At 66.3% G+C, this 15,520-nt stretch carries 14 protein-coding genes; 7 read left to right on the top strand and 7 right to left on the bottom strand.

Annotated elements, in window-relative coordinates:
• Nucleotides 1–234: 234 nt before the first annotated feature.
• Nucleotides 235–486, bottom strand: coding sequence for a hypothetical protein (locus tag LJ725_RS20965; RefSeq protein WP_230552761.1), 252 nt, complete (start codon nucleotides 484–486; stop codon nucleotides 235–237).
• A 221-nt stretch (nucleotides 487–707) separates the two neighbouring features.
• On the opposite strand from LJ725_RS20965, the gene LJ725_RS20960 reads away from it, so the two are divergent.
• The gene (locus LJ725_RS20960; RefSeq protein ID WP_230552759.1) at nucleotides 708–2,216 is read left to right on the top strand and encodes a hypothetical protein; all 1,509 of its coding nucleotides are present in this window, start codon (nucleotides 708–710) and stop codon (nucleotides 2,214–2,216) included.
• 21 nt (nucleotides 2,217–2,237) lie between these two features.
• On the opposite strand, the gene LJ725_RS20955 is transcribed toward LJ725_RS20960, so the two are convergent.
• Nucleotides 2,238–3,227, bottom strand: a complete 990-nt coding sequence (locus LJ725_RS20955) for a DNA topoisomerase IB (RefSeq protein ID WP_230552758.1) — start codon at nucleotides 3,225–3,227, stop codon at nucleotides 2,238–2,240.
• A gap of 28 nt (nucleotides 3,228–3,255) precedes the next feature.
• Between LJ725_RS20955 and LJ725_RS20950 the strand changes: the two genes are divergently transcribed.
• On the top strand, nucleotides 3,256–4,476 hold the full coding sequence (locus LJ725_RS20950; protein ID WP_230552756.1) for an ROK family protein: 1,221 nt from the start codon (nucleotides 3,256–3,258) through the stop codon (nucleotides 4,474–4,476).
• 13 nt (nucleotides 4,477–4,489) lie between these two features.
• Here LJ725_RS20950 and LJ725_RS20945 read toward each other — a convergent pair whose 3' ends face one another.
• From LJ725_RS20945 to LJ725_RS20935, 3 genes are all read right to left on the bottom strand, one after another.
• A complete protein-coding gene (locus LJ725_RS20945) occupies nucleotides 4,490–5,353 on the bottom strand; it encodes a Crp/Fnr family transcriptional regulator (RefSeq protein WP_230552755.1) in 864 nt (287 codons plus the stop codon).
• Nucleotides 5,354–5,364: 11 nt separating this feature from the next.
• The gene (locus LJ725_RS20940) at nucleotides 5,365–5,652 is read right to left on the bottom strand and encodes a hypothetical protein (RefSeq protein WP_230552754.1); all 288 of its coding nucleotides are present in this window, start codon (nucleotides 5,650–5,652) and stop codon (nucleotides 5,365–5,367) included.
• A gap of 117 nt (nucleotides 5,653–5,769) precedes the next feature.
• Nucleotides 5,770–7,548, bottom strand: a complete 1,779-nt coding sequence (locus LJ725_RS20935; protein WP_230552753.1) for a flavin-containing monooxygenase — start codon at nucleotides 7,546–7,548, stop codon at nucleotides 5,770–5,772.
• Between the two features lie 52 nt (nucleotides 7,549–7,600).
• On the opposite strand from LJ725_RS20935, the gene LJ725_RS20930 reads away from it, so the two are divergent.
• Nucleotides 7,601–7,927 (top strand): NIPSNAP family protein, encoded by a 327-nt coding sequence (locus LJ725_RS20930; RefSeq protein ID WP_230552752.1) that lies wholly within the window; start codon nucleotides 7,601–7,603, stop codon nucleotides 7,925–7,927.
• A gap of 134 nt (nucleotides 7,928–8,061) precedes the next feature.
• Entirely contained in the window at nucleotides 8,062–8,535 is a 474-nt protein-coding gene (locus LJ725_RS20925; protein WP_230552750.1) for a hypothetical protein, read from the top strand.
• A gap of 66 nt (nucleotides 8,536–8,601) precedes the next feature.
• Here the strand turns inward: LJ725_RS20925 and LJ725_RS20920 are convergent, their stop codons facing one another.
• The gene (locus LJ725_RS20920) at nucleotides 8,602–9,102 is read right to left on the bottom strand and encodes a hypothetical protein (protein WP_230552749.1); all 501 of its coding nucleotides are present in this window, start codon (nucleotides 9,100–9,102) and stop codon (nucleotides 8,602–8,604) included.
• A 154-nt stretch (nucleotides 9,103–9,256) separates the two neighbouring features.
• Between LJ725_RS20920 and LJ725_RS20915 the strand changes: the two genes are divergently transcribed.
• The 3 genes from LJ725_RS20915 (at nucleotide 9,257) to LJ725_RS20905 (ending at nucleotide 14,495) form a co-directional block, all read left to right on the top strand.
• Entirely contained in the window at nucleotides 9,257–11,317 is a 2,061-nt protein-coding gene (locus LJ725_RS20915) for a sensor histidine kinase (RefSeq protein ID WP_230552748.1), read from the top strand.
• A gap of 130 nt (nucleotides 11,318–11,447) precedes the next feature.
• Nucleotides 11,448–12,419 carry a TAXI family TRAP transporter solute-binding subunit gene (locus LJ725_RS20910; RefSeq protein WP_230552747.1) on the top strand — a complete coding sequence of 324 codons (972 nt, stop codon included), beginning with the start codon at nucleotides 11,448–11,450 and terminating at the stop codon, nucleotides 12,417–12,419.
• Nucleotides 12,420–12,485: 66 nt separating this feature from the next.
• Nucleotides 12,486–14,495: a TRAP transporter permease gene (locus LJ725_RS20905; protein ID WP_230552746.1), complete on the top strand. Its 2,010-nt coding sequence runs from the start codon at nucleotides 12,486–12,488 to the stop codon at nucleotides 14,493–14,495.
• Between the two features lie 15 nt (nucleotides 14,496–14,510).
• Here LJ725_RS20905 and LJ725_RS20900 read toward each other — a convergent pair whose 3' ends face one another.
• Nucleotides 14,511–15,509 carry an HlyD family secretion protein gene (locus LJ725_RS20900; protein ID WP_230552745.1) on the bottom strand — a complete coding sequence of 333 codons (999 nt, stop codon included), beginning with the start codon at nucleotides 15,507–15,509 and terminating at the stop codon, nucleotides 14,511–14,513.
• Between the last annotated feature and the right edge of the window lie 11 nt (nucleotides 15,510–15,520).

The following is a 15,520-nucleotide window of genomic DNA, read 5'->3' as shown; positions in this document are numbered from 1 at the left end:
GCGAAGGCGTGCCGGCGACCGCGATCGCGGTGGTTGGCCGTGGCGAGCAGGGCCTGCTGGTCCAGACCGGCCCGAACGTCCGCGAGCCGCAGAACCGCCGCGTCGAGATCGTCATCCAGTAAGCTGCCACAGCTCTGGACGACCGAGACAAGGAAGAGGCGGCCCTCACGGGCCGCCTTTTTCTTTGCTTTGCTTCCTCGGGAGGCGCCGCGATCGAGGCGGAATGGGGCGGGTCTACAGGCCGCAGGCCAGCCAGCAGAGGTCGCCGGCGAGCAGGACGCAGCCCAGGGCCGTCAGGAACAAGCCGGTGCGGCCGAACACGTCGTTCTGGTGCTGCTGGACGAGATCCGGGGTGATGCTGCGGTCGTCGGGTTCGAGCGAGGCGTTGAAGTCGATGCGGTTATGGAGTTTGACCCCGAAACGCGCCATCAGGGCGAGGCCTGAAATCAGGGCCAGCAGCCCGGCCACACCGATACCATGAAACACCAGAACCCCGTTCGTCTTGGTCGACAGGCTATGCAAGGTAGACGGCCGGGCTTACGAAGGCCTGACTCGGCGACTGCGGCAAAGCGTGCCGCATCGCCACTGGCGGCGGGCGATGGACCGCTGTAAGGGCATGCTGCGGGCAGGGTCGGATTTCTGCTGTCCCGATGCGATCAATGTTCTAGTTTGATAAAACTGCTCCCGAAGACGCAGCACCCTCACGCATGGCCTCGACCCTCGTTTCACCGATCCAGATCGCCCCGCGGCTCGATTATTCGATGCTGCGCAAGGCGTCCGTGGGCTTCGGACTGTTCTTCGTCTTCATCTCGCCGGCCTGCCCGGATCCTCTGGCGCTGGGCGTGGGCGCCTTTACGCCCTGGCTGATCCTCCGACTCGTCGGAACACCGACCATGCCGGCGGCCATCGCCTACTATCTCCTGTCCCAGTGGCTGCAGGTCTTCGCCCGCGCCTTTCTGGCCCTGGTCGATGGCGAGCCCATGGCGAACAGCATCTACGGGCCGTGGGTTGCCGACGCCTACTGGTACATGCTGGCCTCGACGGTGACTCTGGCGTTCGCCTGCAAGGTGGTGCTGGGTGGCATCAAGCCGCCGACCGAACAGAACTGGTCGGCCCACCTCTATTGGCGGCCGGTCGACGTCTTCATTGTCTACCTCGGTTCGAACGTCATCACGCAGTTCGCGAGCCTCACTTTCGGTGGCGCGCTCTTCCAGTTCTTCGATGCCATCGCTCGATTCAAGATCATGGCGGCGTTCCTGCTTTTCACGTCGGTCATGTCGGTGTCGCGAGGCTGGCCGTTTCTGTTCGCCGTGCTGGGCATCGAGATCCTGTCGGGCATGACCGGCCTGCTGGGCGATTTCCGCGGCGTGTTCGTGTTCCTTGGCACCGCCGCGCTGGCCGCACAGATCAGATGGACGGCACGCACCACTGGCTATGCGGCGCTGGCAACCTTCGCCCTGGTGATCCTCGCCCTCTTCTGGACCTCGGTGAAAGTCGAGTATCGCGACATCGCCACCGGTGGATCGGAATCGCAGGCGTTCCAGTCGTCATTGTCGGACCGCGCCGGGTACATGGTCGGCCGCATCCTCGGGGTGGGAGACATCGACTGGGGCGCGGCCTCGAAGGCTCTGCTCGAGCGTCTTGCCTACGTGGACATCACCGGCCTCGTGATCAACGTCGACCTGGCGAGCGCCGAGCAGGGCAAGATGCGGCAATGGGGCGATGCCGTGTCGCACGTCTTCCAGCCACGCTTCCTTTTCCCCGACAAGGCGGCGCTCTCGGACACCGAGGTCTTCATTCGCCTGACCAAGGCCGACGTGCTCGAGAACATGCGCGGCGGCACGTCGATCAGCGTGGGCTACATGGCCGAGAACTACGTCGACCTCGGATTCCCCGGCATGCTGGGCGGCGTCTTCGCCGTGGGACTGCTGGTCGCACTCGTCATCCGCTTCTTCTTCTCGTTCGATGTTCCCTGGATGGTGCGCCAAGGCACGGCCCTGGCATTCGTCTACTCGATCTGTGCCAGCGGCCTCGAGGTGTCGATGCCGAAAATCCTCGGTAGTGCCTTCACCTTCGCCGTCGCCTACGGTCTTGCGTTGAAATTCGCCTTCCCCGTCGGTCAGCGATGGCTCGAAGCCCGCGCCAGAAAGGCCGCCGACCGCGAAGCGACCATCCGCCGGGTCAGGAGCCTCTTCCGCGGCGGCGGTCCTCTCTAGCCACAAGGTCCGTCAGCGCTTTCAGCGATGGCGGGCCACCACCCGGGCGAGGGCCTGTGCTGCGCCCTCCAGGCTGCCGGCGGTTTCCGGCGGCAGCGTGCCCCGCTCGAATGCTGCGATCACCGAACCGTGGACGTAGCTGTTGCGGCAGACGGTGGGTGTGTTGGTGAGCGTCTCGGCCGCGGCGGCGATCGCGTCCCGCAGCAACGCCTTGCGCGCGCGTACCGATTCCGCCGGGGGCGCGGCTGACAGGGCCTTCATGACGCCAGCGGACGCCACGAGCGTCCGAAAATCCTTCAACGAAACCCGTGCGCCGGACACGTCGCGCAGGAAGGCATTCACATCCGCCGCACGCACCGGATGCACGCCGCCATCGGCGCCGCGATACTGGAAGAGGCGTCGGCCGGGCAGCGCCAGCAGGCTGCGGCATGCGCGGGCGAACACCCTGTCGCGAACCTCGCGGGAGACGATCTTGGCGCCCTTGCCGCGGAAATGCAGGCGCACCGTGATGCCCTCGATCCCGATGTTCGACTTGAGCAGGGTCGTCGCGCCCCGCGTGCCCCTCTCTCGCGCGTAGGAATCGCTGCCGGCCCGAAGCGCTGTCTTCGACACCAGATAAACCACCGCAGCGGTCGCCGACTGGCGCTCTTCCATGCCGCCAGTGCGCAGGAAGCGCCGTACCGCGCGGGAAATCACCGGCAGTGTTCTGGCTATGCTCTGGAGCTTGCGTGCCTTCACCGCCTCGCGCACCTGTTGCCATGCCGGATGGTATCGATACTGAAGCCGGCCGGCCGCATCCTCCCCGACCGCCTGCAGATGGAGGTCCGAATCCGCGGCATAGCGGACGTTCGCATAGGCGGGCGGCACGGCAAGGGACTTCAGCCGCGCGAGGGTGGCGCGATCGGCGATGGTCTTGCCAGCCTCGTCGACGAAGCGAAAGCCCTTGCCGCATCGCTGGCGTCGCAACACCAGTTGGGCAGGCGCTCCACGCTTGAGGCCGTGTTCGCGCATGAAATGATCGACCGGGGAAAGACGGGGCATGCGGCCGCAACGGCGGCATGCCCGGATCGTTGCGGGCAACCCTTGTGGGGCCGGTTCGTTGCCGTCCTGCTGGGCGGAGGGATCCTTGGAAAATCTGAGTGTGCACGAGGACGATGGTGGCGGCCCGTCAGATGTTTTGGCGGCTGCCTCCGCAGCCAAGGAGGCCTCGCCGGCGGCACCTGCTGCCGTCCTCGGGCACGGCAGCCGTGCCCTGCCCGCGGTGACGGTCGATACCTACAACGAAGAGCTGCGCGACGAGGAGGGCTTCGTGGGCGATCGCGCCAGCGGTCGGGCGTTCCAGGCCATCCTTGACGATTGGCGCGAGCGTGTATCGGCCTCTCTCGGCGAAGATCCCTTCGGCGACACGCCGACCAACGAGATTTCCAAATCGAAACTGGACAAGCTGCTGGGAGGTGCGGACCCGGTGGCGGCCGGTCTGGTTCATACGGCGATCGAGGAGTTCGCCCAGGAACTGGCCACGGTGGTGCGCCGCTTCCTGCGCCTCGAAGGCTGGCGGGAAACCGAGCAGATCGTCATCGGCGGAGGCTTGAGTTCGAGCCACTTCGGCCAACTGGCCATGGGGCGGGCGCAGGTGATTCTAGCCGCCGAGAACATCTCGATAGAACTGCGCCAGATCGCCAATCACCCCGATGAAGCCGGCCTGATCGGCGCGGTGCAACTCGCGCCCAGCTGGGTGCTCGCGGGCCACGATGCCATCATCGCCGTCGACATCGGTGGCACGAACATGCGGGCCGGCATCGTGGAACTTCGCATGAAGAAGGGGGATGTCTCGAAGGCGGCCGTCTGGAAGAAGCAGCATTGGCGGCACCGCGACGACGAGCCGACCCGGGACGAGGCCGTTGCCAGGCTTGCCGAGATGGTGAGTGCCCTCATCGACAAGGCGCTGGCCGAGAAGATCAGGCTCGCCCCCTTCATGGGCATCGGCTGCCCCGGCCTCATCGACGACAGGGGTGCGATCGTGAACGGCGGCCAGAACCTGCCGGGTAACTGGCAGGAAGACGGGTTCAATCTCGTGACTGCCCTCTCCGGGCGCCTGCCCCGCATCGAAGGCCACGAGCCGGCCATCGTCGTTCACAACGACGCCGTGGTCCAGGGGCTGAGCGAGGTTCCGAACATGCGTGACGTGTCACGGTGGGGCGTGCTGACGATCGGCACGGGACTCGGTAACGCCCGCTTCAGCAAGCGGGCCGGCGACTAGCCGGCCCTGGATTTCAGCTGAGCTCTGCGATGATGCGTGTGGTTTTTTCGCGCAGCGCACCCACGCATTCGCAGGCGCCGCGTTCGAGGCCCCCGCGATCGAGAATGCTGATCTTTCCGCGCTGATAGCGGATGAGACCGGCCTGCTGGAGTCCGTAGGCGATCAGGCTCACGGTTGGCCGGCGCACGGCCAGCATCTGCGCGAGGAAATCGTGCGTGAGGCGGATGACGTCGTCGTCGATGCGGTCCCGCACCTGGACGATCCATCGGCACAGGCGGCGATCGGCCGTGTGCAGCGCGTTGCAGGCGGCCGTCTGCTGCATCTGCGCGAGCGTCAGCTCGCTGCTCAGCAGCGCCACCTTGCGCAGCAGCGCGCTCTGCTCGATGGCCGCGCGGAAGTCCGCCACCGGCATGCGCCACGCCGTGGCATCGATCTGCACGATGGCGCGGGTCCCGGCGCGGTGCTGGCCCAGGGCGGCGAGGGAGCCCAGGATTGCTTCACGACCGAGCGTCGCCGTCTCGATGGCCGAACCGTCCTGCATCATGGCGACCAGAGAGATCATGCCGCCGTCGATGAAATGAACGTGCTCGATACGCTGCTCGGGTTCCTGCAACACGAGACCCTGGGGCAGCCGGTGGAACGTGAGTGAGGGACGCAGCCGCGCGAGTTCGGCGGGCGGCAGCGCGGATAGAAAGCGGTTCTTCGGCTCGAAGTCAGATGTCACGGCACTTGCTTCCTCGTTCGCCGGGACACTGCAGTGAGTTTCACGCACAGCCTGTTTGTCGGCCTTGGGAACGGCCTGACTGTAGTCACGAGGCGAATTGTCAGTCGGTTCCGTAACGAACGCAGAGGGCTGGCGGGCGGGGCGTGTCGGCATGGGGTCCTCGATCAGAAGGGGAGTGCCCGTCCGTGCGGCATGCGCCGCCCCAGCCGGTCGCGCTTCACCGCACCCTCGGTCTCGGCTGAGCGGGGTCTCGTTTCCTCGTCCGTGACCGCCGCTTCGGCGTGCCGGCGTCCGAGAGGCGTCAGGCGTGGACCGTTCGGACCGTCATGCAGCAGGCCCAACAACTCGAGGCGCAGACGGTGCGCCGAGGGCAGCTTCACGGTTTGACCGACGGAAAGCGCCCTGAGAAGTCGTTGCTCCTCAGCACTGATCCGCACTTGTGCGGTCGGCATGATCGGCGGCTCCTTGAATCCGGGGTGAAGGGGGACCGGCCCGTGAGGCACCGGCTACCCCTTCAACGGCACCTCCCGGACCGGGTTCCGGACCCGCCGCCTTTTGGAGCCTGCCGATCAGGGCAGGGTCAGGCCGACCTCCGCCGCCTTGATCTGCAAGGCGAGGTACTTGGAGTACATGCGGCACTGGGCAAACGATCCGCCCTGGAACCACAGACCGTCCTGGCCGGTCGGTATCCACATGTTGCGCAATTCCTGGGTGCGCTCGTCGAACCCCCAGACCGGGCCCACCTTGCGCGCAACATCCGCACCGAACAGCTGCTCGACGAGATGATCCTGGCCCTTGTAGCCGGTGGCCAGCACGATCAGGTCGGCCGGACGCTCGGTGCCATCCTTCAACGTGAATCCGCCGGGTCCGAACGCCGCAATGTCGGCGTACTGGATCAGCCCGATCTCCCGCCGCGCCACGAGGTCCGATGCGCCGACGTTGAAGTAGTAGCCGCCGCCGCGCCCGCGATACTTCAGGGGCCAGCCGGTGCCATCCTCGCCGAATTCCAGCCGGAAGCCGACCCGTTCCAGCGCCTCCAGCAGCGGTGCGTCATGGGCCCGGGCCTGGTCGGTGAGAAGCTTGTGCGCCTTCTTCATCACCCGCAGCGGCACCGAGACGTTGATCAGGTCGCGATCCTCAAGCGTCGGTCCCTTGCCGTAATAGATGCCGTCGTAGAGTTGCGCTCCCGGCTCGACGTTGACGATCAGCGTCGGGCTGCGCTGCACGATGGTGACATGAGCGCCGTTGCCGTGCAGGTCCTGGGCGATGTCATGGGCGCTGGTGCCGGTGCCGAAGACGTAGACGTTCCGGTCCCTCCACTCGGCCCCGCTGCCGAACTTGCTCGAGTGCACGATCGTGCCCTTGAAGTTCTCGAGCGTGGGGATCTCGGGAATGTTCGGCGTCCCGCTCACGCTGGTCGCCATGATGATGTGCCGCGGATGCAGCGTGCGATGGACACCGTCGGCCACGTCCATGTCGAGTTCGGCCGTCCAGCGCTTCTCGGCAGGGTCCCAGGTCGCACCCTTGAAGCTCGTGCCGGTCCAGAAGTCGATCTCCATGGTCTCGACATAGGCTTCAAGCCAGTTCGCGATCTTGTCCTTGGGGATGTACTTCGGCCAGGTCTTCGGGAACGGAAGGTAGGGGAAGTGATTGGAGTGCTTCTGATTGTGGAGCTTCAGCCCGTGGTAGCGCTTGCGCCAGTTGTCGCCGATGCGGGCCATACGGTCGACGACGAGTGCTTCCACGCCCAGGGCCTTGAGGCGCGCCGCGGCCGTGATGCCCGCATGGCCGCCGCCCACGATCAGGACAGCGGGCTCGCGGTCGGCATAGCGGGAGGATTCGCGCCGGCGGTCCAGCCAGTTCGGGCCGTGGAAGTCGCGTTCGAACGCCGGCTCCTCGGCGTTCTCTGCGACGGTCTCTTCCTCGTGCCCGCGCAGCGACTCGAGGGAGGTGAGAAACGTCCAGGCTCGAGCCTCACCGGCGCGACAGTCGCTGCGCTTCAGCCGCACGATGCCGGCGCCCGTGCCGACCCTCGTCTCGAAGGTGAGGATCGCTTCGACGCAGGGCTCGCCCGCACGCTCCACGTCGCGCGGCGGGTGGCGTTCGGGGTCGACGGCGAAGCCGTGTGCGCCGCTGGCCGCCACGGCATCGACGAAGCGCCGTGCGATCCGCTCGCGATCGCCGACTGTCTGGATCGTGCCCGTCAGGGCGACGATGTCGCGCCAGTCGGCGTCAGGGCGGAAAAGCGCGCCGACGCCATTCGCGTCGTTCGCCAGAAGGGCCGCGTTGAGACCGGCCAGCCAGTCCCCCACCACGTGTTTCGCATCACGGTTCAGTTCGACATCCATAACGCGAGCCTGTCGAATAGGATTGGGGAGCACAACAGGGAAGGTCACGCTCATGGCGCTATACGAACTTCGCACCTACACGCTGTATGTCGGCAAGATGGCCGAGGCAGTGAAGCTCTACCAGACCTATGGCTATCCGGCGCTCGAGCAGGGCGGTCATGCGCGCCATCTCGTCGGTTATTTCCAGGGCGACACCGGGACCATCAACCAGATCGTGCATCTGTGGAAATTTGCCGACGATGCCGCCCGTCGCGCGCACTGGGCGGCGGTCTTCGCCGACCCCGCCTTCATGGACGGTTTCGCCGCCAAGTTCCGGCCCCTGGTTATGAGCCAGGAGGTGAAGCTGCTGAATGCCGCTCCGTGGGGACCGCATCCCTGAATGGAGCGCATTGGCGGCGCGGCTTTGCATGGGCTCGCCCGAACGTGTGAAACTGCTGCCCGGCTCTGGGGGAGCGGGGCGGAATGGCGTTGTCGGGGAGTAGTTCGGCCGGTCGCGTGGGATTGGCGAGCCTGGTGCTCGTCCTCGCATTCGCCACGTCGGCCGTGGCGCAGCAATGGGTCGAGGTGAAAGATCGCGCCTTCACGGTCGCGATGCCCGGTCCTCCCGAACGGTCCGCGCAGGAGGTCACGGTCAACGGCACGGGCGAAGTCGTCGATCAGGTCGAACTGAGCGTCACCGTGGGCGCGGTCGAGTACTTTCTTTCCCATACGCTGTTCAGAAAGATGCCGGCCGACCTTTCGCCGGCCCAAATGCTTCTCAACAGCCGGGACGGTCGGCCGGGCCATCTTCTCTCCGATCGCGCCCTCGCCGTCTCGGGGGTGCCGGCCCGCGAGTACGTTCACGAAGAGGATGGCTGGATCCTCGTGTCGCGCGTCCTCTATGCCCGCGACACGCTTTATCAGCTGATCGTGGTCGGCCGGCCGGGCGTTCAGACGGCGCCGGGGACACGCCGCTTCTTCGATTCCTTCAGGCTGATCGCGCCCTAGTTCCGCGGCCCGGCCGATTCGAAACCGCCCGCGTCCGACACCCCGTGTTCCCGGAACGGAGCCTCCTCAGGCGCTGCCCCTGTCAGCGCGATGCAGGCGGATCGTGAGCAGCAGGGCCCGGCCCAGCATCGCGCCCGCACAGGCCATGGCGACCAGCGCCGCCGCGAAGCGGACGAGGTCGAGTTCCGGACGATCGAAGAAGGCGCCGACGCATTCGACCACGACCGTGCCGCCGACGACGATGGCTACCCAGAGCAGCAGGAGCTTGGCCGCATGACTGAGGTTCACGCGCGGACGGTACATGTCGTGTTCGATACCGATCGTCATGCCCCGGATGGCACCGATCGCAAAGCCGACGCCGAGCGCCGTTCCGAACATCCAGGCAGGCTGGTGCTCGGCCAGCTGCAGCAGCGAAAGAACGCAGCCGACGAAGAGCGCCATGAAGGCAGGCGCGAACAGCCGCCACGTCGAGATGTAGCGCCGGCGCACTTCCCGGAGGGAGAGGTAAATGCAGCCTCCGGCCGCGAGCGCCAGGAGCAGGTGAACGAGGGTCAAATTGTGGATCACGCGTTAAGCTTGCACGGACGAGGGCCGCGGTGAAGAGGGCGGGCCCGACGGGCGGAAAGCGTGGCGTCTATGGCGCGGTTGCTCGAAGCCGTATCGGCGGGGCCGGGTCCCGGGTACAAGGAGACTGCATCGATCCGGAGGGCGACTCGTCGGCATGGCTTCTCGTCCGTTCCAAAAATCCTGGGGCGCATGGCCTGCGGCAGTCCATCTCGCGCTCCTGGCATCGATCATTGCCCTGCCGCTCCTTGTCCTGCTTGGCCTGCTGCTCGAGCGCACGGTGGCCTCGCAGCGCCAGCAGATAGAGCAGCGGCTGGTACAGGTGGCCGAGGATCTCGTGGCCGACCTCGATCGCGACATCGACCGGCATGTCACGATCCTCCAGACGCTCATCAGCTCGCGATCCCTTGCGGGCGAGGACTATGCCGGCTTCCACGCCCGTGCGACCCGCAGCCTCAGCGACAAGGGAGGCGTCATCCTGATCGACCCCGAGGGACGCCAGCTGGTCAACACGTTCGTGCCGTTCGGCCAGGCGCCGCGCATGACCGGCAATCCGGAGATGCTGGAGGCCGTCCGGCGCACTCATCGGCCCGTGGTCTCGAACCTCTTCACCGGTCTCGCCTCGCGCGAAGTCGTCTTCAACGTCGCGGTTCCGATCCTGGAGGGCGACCAGCTTCGATATGTCCTCAGTCTCGCACTGCGTCCCGCGGTGTTCCGGCCGTTGCTGATCGGACAGGGACTACCGTCGCAATGGAACTCGACGATCTGGGACGGCAACGGGCTGATCGTGGCGAAGGCGCGCGACGACGGGCGGCTGGTGGGCACGCGGGTGCCGGGCCGGCTGCGCGACGAGGCGCGCCTCCTGCGGGCGTATGAGACCACCAGCTTCGACGGGGCGGACGTCCTGCACGCCTTCGCCAGAAGCAGATACTCGGGCTGGGGCGTGGGTGTGAACGCCCCGATGGCGACCATCCAGGCGCAGGTCCAGCAGTCGCTCTGGCTGTGGGGCGGCACCATCGTGGCGGTAGCGGTCCTGGTCCTCGGGCTGGCCACGCTGTTTGCCCGGCAACTCACGCGGCCGCTGGCCGCCGCCACGGCCGCTGCGCGGTCCCTCGGGCGGGAAGAGCCGTTCGACGTCGGGCCTTCCCATGTCGTGGAAATCAACGCGGTCAACGAGGCGCTTTGCGTCGCCCGCGACGAGCTGGTGGCGCGCACTGCCGCGCTCCGCCGCAGCGAGCAGCAGCTCAGGTCCGCGGCGGACGCCGCCCAGTTCGGCGCGCACGAGTACGACGTGGCGACGAATCAGGTCATCCGCTCGCCGCAGCTTCGACGAATCCTCGGGGCGAGCGCCGAGGACACCTCCCCGTCGCTCGAATCGGGGCTCGCCTTCGTACATCCCGAGGATCGCGAGGATGTGGGCCGGCGCAAGCGCAGCATTCTCTCCGCGGGCCAGGGGCCTTATCAGCTCGAATACAGGATCCGCCGCCCGGACGGGACGGTGCGCTGGGTGATGGACAGGGGGCAGGCCGTGGGCGACCCGGCGACGGGAGCCGTCGTGCGCGTCGTCGGTGTGCTGCTCGACATCACCGACCTCAAGGAGGCCGAGCAGCGTCAGCGGCTGCTGTTCGACGAACTCAACCACCGGGTCAAGAACACGCTCGCGATCGTGCAGTCGCTGGCCCGGCAGACCTTGCGGACACGCCGCGACCCGGAGGAGTTCGCCCGCGTCTTCGAGGACAGGCTGGCGTCGTTGGCACGCGCCCACAATCTCCTGACGCGCGAGTCATGGACCGGGGCGCCTTTGCGCGACATCGTGGACGCGGCGATGGCCCCCTTCGTGGACGGCGGCCGCGTGATCGACGTCAGCGGATCCCCGGTCGTCATTCCCGCGGGCGCGACCATCACCCTCAGCATGATGCTTCACGAACTCGCGGCGAACTCGGCCAAGTACGGGGCACTGGCGACGGCGGGAGGCCGATTGTCGGTCCGCTGGGAAACCGGAAGCGATCCCGTGGCCGCCGCCATAGATTTGTGCTGGCAGGAGGAGGGCGGTCCGCCCGTCGTCGCACCGGCCACGACCGGCTTCGGGTCGCGGCTCCTCCAGGCGAGCGCCCGCCATCTGGACGCGCAACTGGACATGGATTACGCGCCGCAGGGATTGCGCTGCCGGCTGCGCTTCACGGTGCCGCGCGCAGTGACGCCGGAAGCCGCTGCCTAGATTGTAGGCGTTTCCGGGCAGCGATGAGGTGCCGAAAAACGCCATTTTGTGCGTGTTGCCTCGCTGCATCAGGCGTGGTTTCTTCCGCGCCAGATCGGGGAGCGAACGAACCAGAATGGGAGCTTCAGTCATGAATCGACGTCAATTTCTCGCCGCCGGCACGGCCGCCGGTGCTTTCGGTCTCGTGGGTGGAGCGTTGCCCGCGGCCGCGCAGGCGCAGTTTTCAATCGCCACGGGAACGACCGGCGCCGTCTACTACCCGCTGGGTGGTGCGATGGCGAACATCCTCAGCAAGAAGGTGCCGGGCTGGGCCGTCACGGCCGAAGCCACCGCCGGCTCCGTGGCCAACATGCACATGATCCGCGACGGCAAGGCGCAGATGGCGCTGACCCAGTGCGACACCGCCTATGACGCCATCAAGGGCCTCGACAAGTTCGTCGGCAAGCCGGTCGAATCGCGCACCCTGGCGGTGGTCTATCCGAACCTGGTGCATTTCGTGACCATGGAAGGCACGGGCATCAACAAGCTGTCCGACATCAAGGGCAAGCGCATCTCGACCAGCGCCCCGGTCAGCGGCTCCGAAGTCATGGCGCTGCGCATCATCGACGAACTCGGCCTCAAGCTCAGCGACATCAAGCGCGAGCGTCTGTCGCCGGCCGAGAGCACGAACGCCATGAAGGACGGCAAGCTCGACGGCTACTTCTTCAATGGCGGTCCGCCGGTCGCGGCCATCACCGACCTGGCGGCCACCCAGGGCATCAAGATCAAGCTGATCTCGACGGCCGATCTGGTGCCGGCCCTCAACAAGAAGTACGGACCGGTCTTCGCCGCCAGCGAGATCCCCGCCAAAGCCTATCCGAACCAGGATGCCGCCGTTCCCGTGATCGCGATCTGGAACATCCTCGTCGTGCCGGCTTCCATGAGCGACGATCAGGCCTACACGATCACCAAGACGCTATGGGAGAACCACGCCGACCTGGTCGCCACCCACAAGGCCTCGACCGACATGACGGCGGAGAACCAGAAGGCCGCGAATTCGTCGGTGCCGTTCCATCCCGGCGCGATGAAGTTCTTCGCCGAGAAGGGCATCAAGCTCTCGTAAGGACAGCAAGAAAGACGGGGCCCTCCGCGGGAGAGGGCCCCGTTTCCATTTTGGGGGTGGAAGAAGATGACGGTCCAGGCCGAGCTGCTGAGCGACGAGGAAAAGCGGAAGATCGAGGAACTCGTCGAGCAGGAAGAAGGCGGCATCCACAAGTTCGTGGGCTGGTGGGGCAAGGTCCTCACCTTCATCGCCTTCACCATGACCATCTTCCACCTCTATGCCGCGGCGTCGACGGTCGACACGCAGTCACTTCGCGAAATCCATGTCGCCTATGCGCTGTCGCTGGTCTTCCTGCTCTTCCCCGCGGTCAAGAGCTGGCGCAACAGGGTCGCCCCCTGGGACATCGCGGCGGCCGGTCTGGTGCTCGTCGTCATCTGGTACATGATGACGGGCGGCACCTGGACTTCCCTTGCCGCATCGGACGACTTCCTCGATCGCTACGTGTCGCCGACGCAGACCGATCTCGTCATCGGCGGCATCCTGATCCTGTTGGTGCTGGAATCGACCCGGCGCGCGACGGGCTGGATCATGCCGATCCTGTCCTTGATCTTCCTCGCCTACGCGATGTGGGGCAACTATCTGCCGGCGCCGTGGACCCACAAGGGCTATCCGCTGTCCGACCTGATCGCCGAAGAATACATGACCCTGAACGGCATCTTCGGTTCGGCCATCGACGTGTCGGCGACGCTGATCATCCTGTTCACGATTTTCGGTGCGATCCTGCAGGCCTCCGGTGCGGGCCGGTTCTTCATCGATTTCTCGCTGCGCGCCATGAAGGGCCAGCCCAATGCGGCCGGCCGCGCCGTCGTGCTGTCGTCGTTCCTGCTGGGCGGTCCGTCGGGTTCCGGCGTTGCGACCACAGTCACCATCGGCACCGTCGCCTGGCCGATCATGAAGCAGGCGGGCTACGGCAAGTCGGCGGCGGGCGGCCTGCTTGCCGCGGGCGGCCTCGGCGCGATCCTGTCACCGCCGGTGCTGGGCGCCGCCGCCTTCCTGATCGCCGAGTATCTCAAGATGTCCTACCTCGACATCGTGCGGATGGCGCTGATTCCCACCTGCCTCTACTATTTCGGCTTGCTGATGATGACCGAGATCGATTCGCGCAAGTACGGTCTGCGCGCCGTCGATCCCACCGTCGATCTCACGATGCAGCAGCTGCTGACCCGCTACGGCTTCCACTTCACGTCGCTGATCTCGGTCGTCGTGCTGATGGTGTGGGGCTTCTCGGCGACCTATGCGGTGTTCTGGTCGATCCTTCTCGCCATCCTGGTGAGCTACCTGCGCGCCGACACGGCCCTGTGGCCGGACCGACTGTTCCGTGCCCTGGCCGACGGCTCGATCCAGGCGCTGGGCGTCGCCGCGACCTGCGCCTGCGCCGGCCTGATCGTCGGCGTCATCACAAAGACCGGCCTCGCGCTCAAGTTCTCTTCGATCGTCATCGACCTGGCCGGCGGTTCCGTTTTCTGGACCGCCATGTACACGGCGCTGATCGTCTGGGTGGTCGGTCTCGCCGTGCCCGTGACGGCGTCCTACATCATGTGTGCCGTCATTGCGGCGCCGGCGCTGATCAAGCTCGGCATTCCCGACTATGCCGCGCACATGTTCATCTTCTACTACGCCGTGCTGTCGGAGGTTTCGCCGCCGACCGCACTCGCGCCGTTCGCGGCCGCCACGATCACGCGCGCCGATCCCTACGTGACCACGCTCCAGAGCTGGAAGTACGCCCTGCCGGCCTTCCTCGTGCCCTTCATCTTCGTGCTCGATCCGATCGGCATCGGATTGCTGCTCGAGACGCCCAAGGGCATGGGCTGGGGCTGGATCCTGTGGGTGACGCTCGGTGCGACAGGCGGCATCGTGGCGCTCGCCCTGACGGCGCAGGGCCATCTGTGGCGGCCCCTCGGAGTGGGCACGCGCGTCATCTGCGGCCTGGCCGGCATTGCGCTTACCTTCCCTGGCATCATCGACGACTGGGTGGGGGGCATGGTCGCCGCCCGCGTGATCGGTCTCGCGGTGCTCGCGGCGGTGATCCTCTACGAGTACCGGCAGCCCCGGAGTCCCGCACCGGCCGCCGCCTGACGGCGGCGGGCCTTCCTACTGGAAGATCACGCGGGCTTCGCGGCCCAGCATCTGGGGAATGCTCTGCGGGTCGTCGGGCTTGATCTCGACCTCGACGAGCCGGGCATTGGATTCGCCGAAGTCGGCCTCGGATCGCTTGGTGCGCTTCACCGTTAGCGGTGTGCGTGTGATCGTGCCGACATGGACGGTACGGCTGCCCTGGAAGGTGAACTCGACCTTGCCGCCTGGCTTGATCGTGCGCAGATGCAGTTCATCGACGTCGGCGAAGATCCTGATCTGATTGAGGTCGACGATCTTGGCGATGCCGCGGCCCGAGATCCGCTCGCCCTGACGGGTGTAGATATCGACCACAACGCCGTCGAGGGGGGAGCGCACGAGGGCCAGTTCGCGCTCGACCTTGGCTTCTTCGAGCTTGGTTTCGAGGATGGCGATGCTCGACTCCGTCTGGGCCAGATCGGCCGCCAGCACTTCCTTCTGGAACTTCAGCTTGGCCTGCTCGCGCTCGAGCGTCTGCTGGGACAAGGTCGATTGGATCTGCTTCTGGTCGGGAGGCGCGCTCGACCGCGACAGTTCGAGATCCTTCAGCCGGCTCTCCTCGGCCGCCGTCTTAACCGAAACTTCCTGAAGGGCGATCTCAGCGGTCCGGTATCCCGAGACCATCGTCTCGCGCTGCCGGCGGGCCTTGGTGATCTCCGATTCGATACGGCGCACCTCGACGTCTGCGACGGCATAGTTGTTCAGGACGGCGATGATCTCGTCGCGCTTGACCGCCTGGCCATTCTTGATGCGAAGCTCGCTCAGCACGCCACCGCCGACCGGGTCGCCCGCAATGATGGCCGTTCCGGCCGGCGCATCGGTGTAGCCGCGTGAAATCAGCGGCCCGTGGACTTCCGAGGATTTGTTCTGGGCGCTCCCTACGGGCAGGTCCGGCAGCCCGAAGGTCATGCCAAGGGCGATCACCGCGACCGCGGCCGCGCCGGCACCGACCCATGACAATTTACTGCTGTGCGCCATCTCGGACCGTT

The organism is Reyranella aquatilis (assembly GCF_020880995.1).
Lineage (GTDB): Bacteria > Pseudomonadota > Alphaproteobacteria > Reyranellales > Reyranellaceae > Reyranella > Reyranella aquatilis.
Note: the sequence above shows the minus strand (reverse complement) of the source record. Positions and strands in the feature narration are given on the sequence as shown.

Bases quoted from the DNA above. Each gene is read 5' to 3' on its own strand.
- LJ725_RS20960 (WP_230552759.1), top strand. From the start codon at position 708: ATGGCCTCGACCCTCGTTTCACCGATCCAGATCGCCCCGCGGCTCGAT.
- LJ725_RS20955 (WP_230552758.1), bottom strand. From the start codon at position 3,227: ATGCGCGAACACGGCCTCAAGCGTGGAGCGCCTGCCCAACTGGTGTTG.
- LJ725_RS20950 (WP_230552756.1), top strand. From the start codon at position 3,256: ATGCGGCCGCAACGGCGGCATGCCCGGATCGTTGCGGGCAACCCTTGT.
- LJ725_RS20945 (WP_230552755.1), bottom strand. From the start codon at position 5,353: ATGCCGACACGCCCCGCCCGCCAGCCCTCTGCGTTCGTTACGGAACCG.
- LJ725_RS20940 (WP_230552754.1), bottom strand. From the start codon at position 5,652: ATGCCGACCGCACAAGTGCGGATCAGTGCTGAGGAGCAACGACTTCTC.
- LJ725_RS20935 (WP_230552753.1), bottom strand. From the start codon at position 7,548: ATGGATGTCGAACTGAACCGTGATGCGAAACACGTGGTGGGGGACTGG.
- LJ725_RS20930 (WP_230552752.1), top strand. From the start codon at position 7,601: ATGGCGCTATACGAACTTCGCACCTACACGCTGTATGTCGGCAAGATG.
- LJ725_RS20915 (WP_230552748.1), top strand. From the start codon at position 9,257: ATGGCTTCTCGTCCGTTCCAAAAATCCTGGGGCGCATGGCCTGCGGCA.
- LJ725_RS20910 (WP_230552747.1), top strand. From the start codon at position 11,448: ATGAATCGACGTCAATTTCTCGCCGCCGGCACGGCCGCCGGTGCTTTC.
- LJ725_RS20905 (WP_230552746.1), top strand. From the start codon at position 12,486: ATGACGGTCCAGGCCGAGCTGCTGAGCGACGAGGAAAAGCGGAAGATC.
- LJ725_RS20900 (WP_230552745.1), bottom strand. From the start codon at position 15,509: ATGGCGCACAGCAGTAAATTGTCATGGGTCGGTGCCGGCGCGGCCGCG.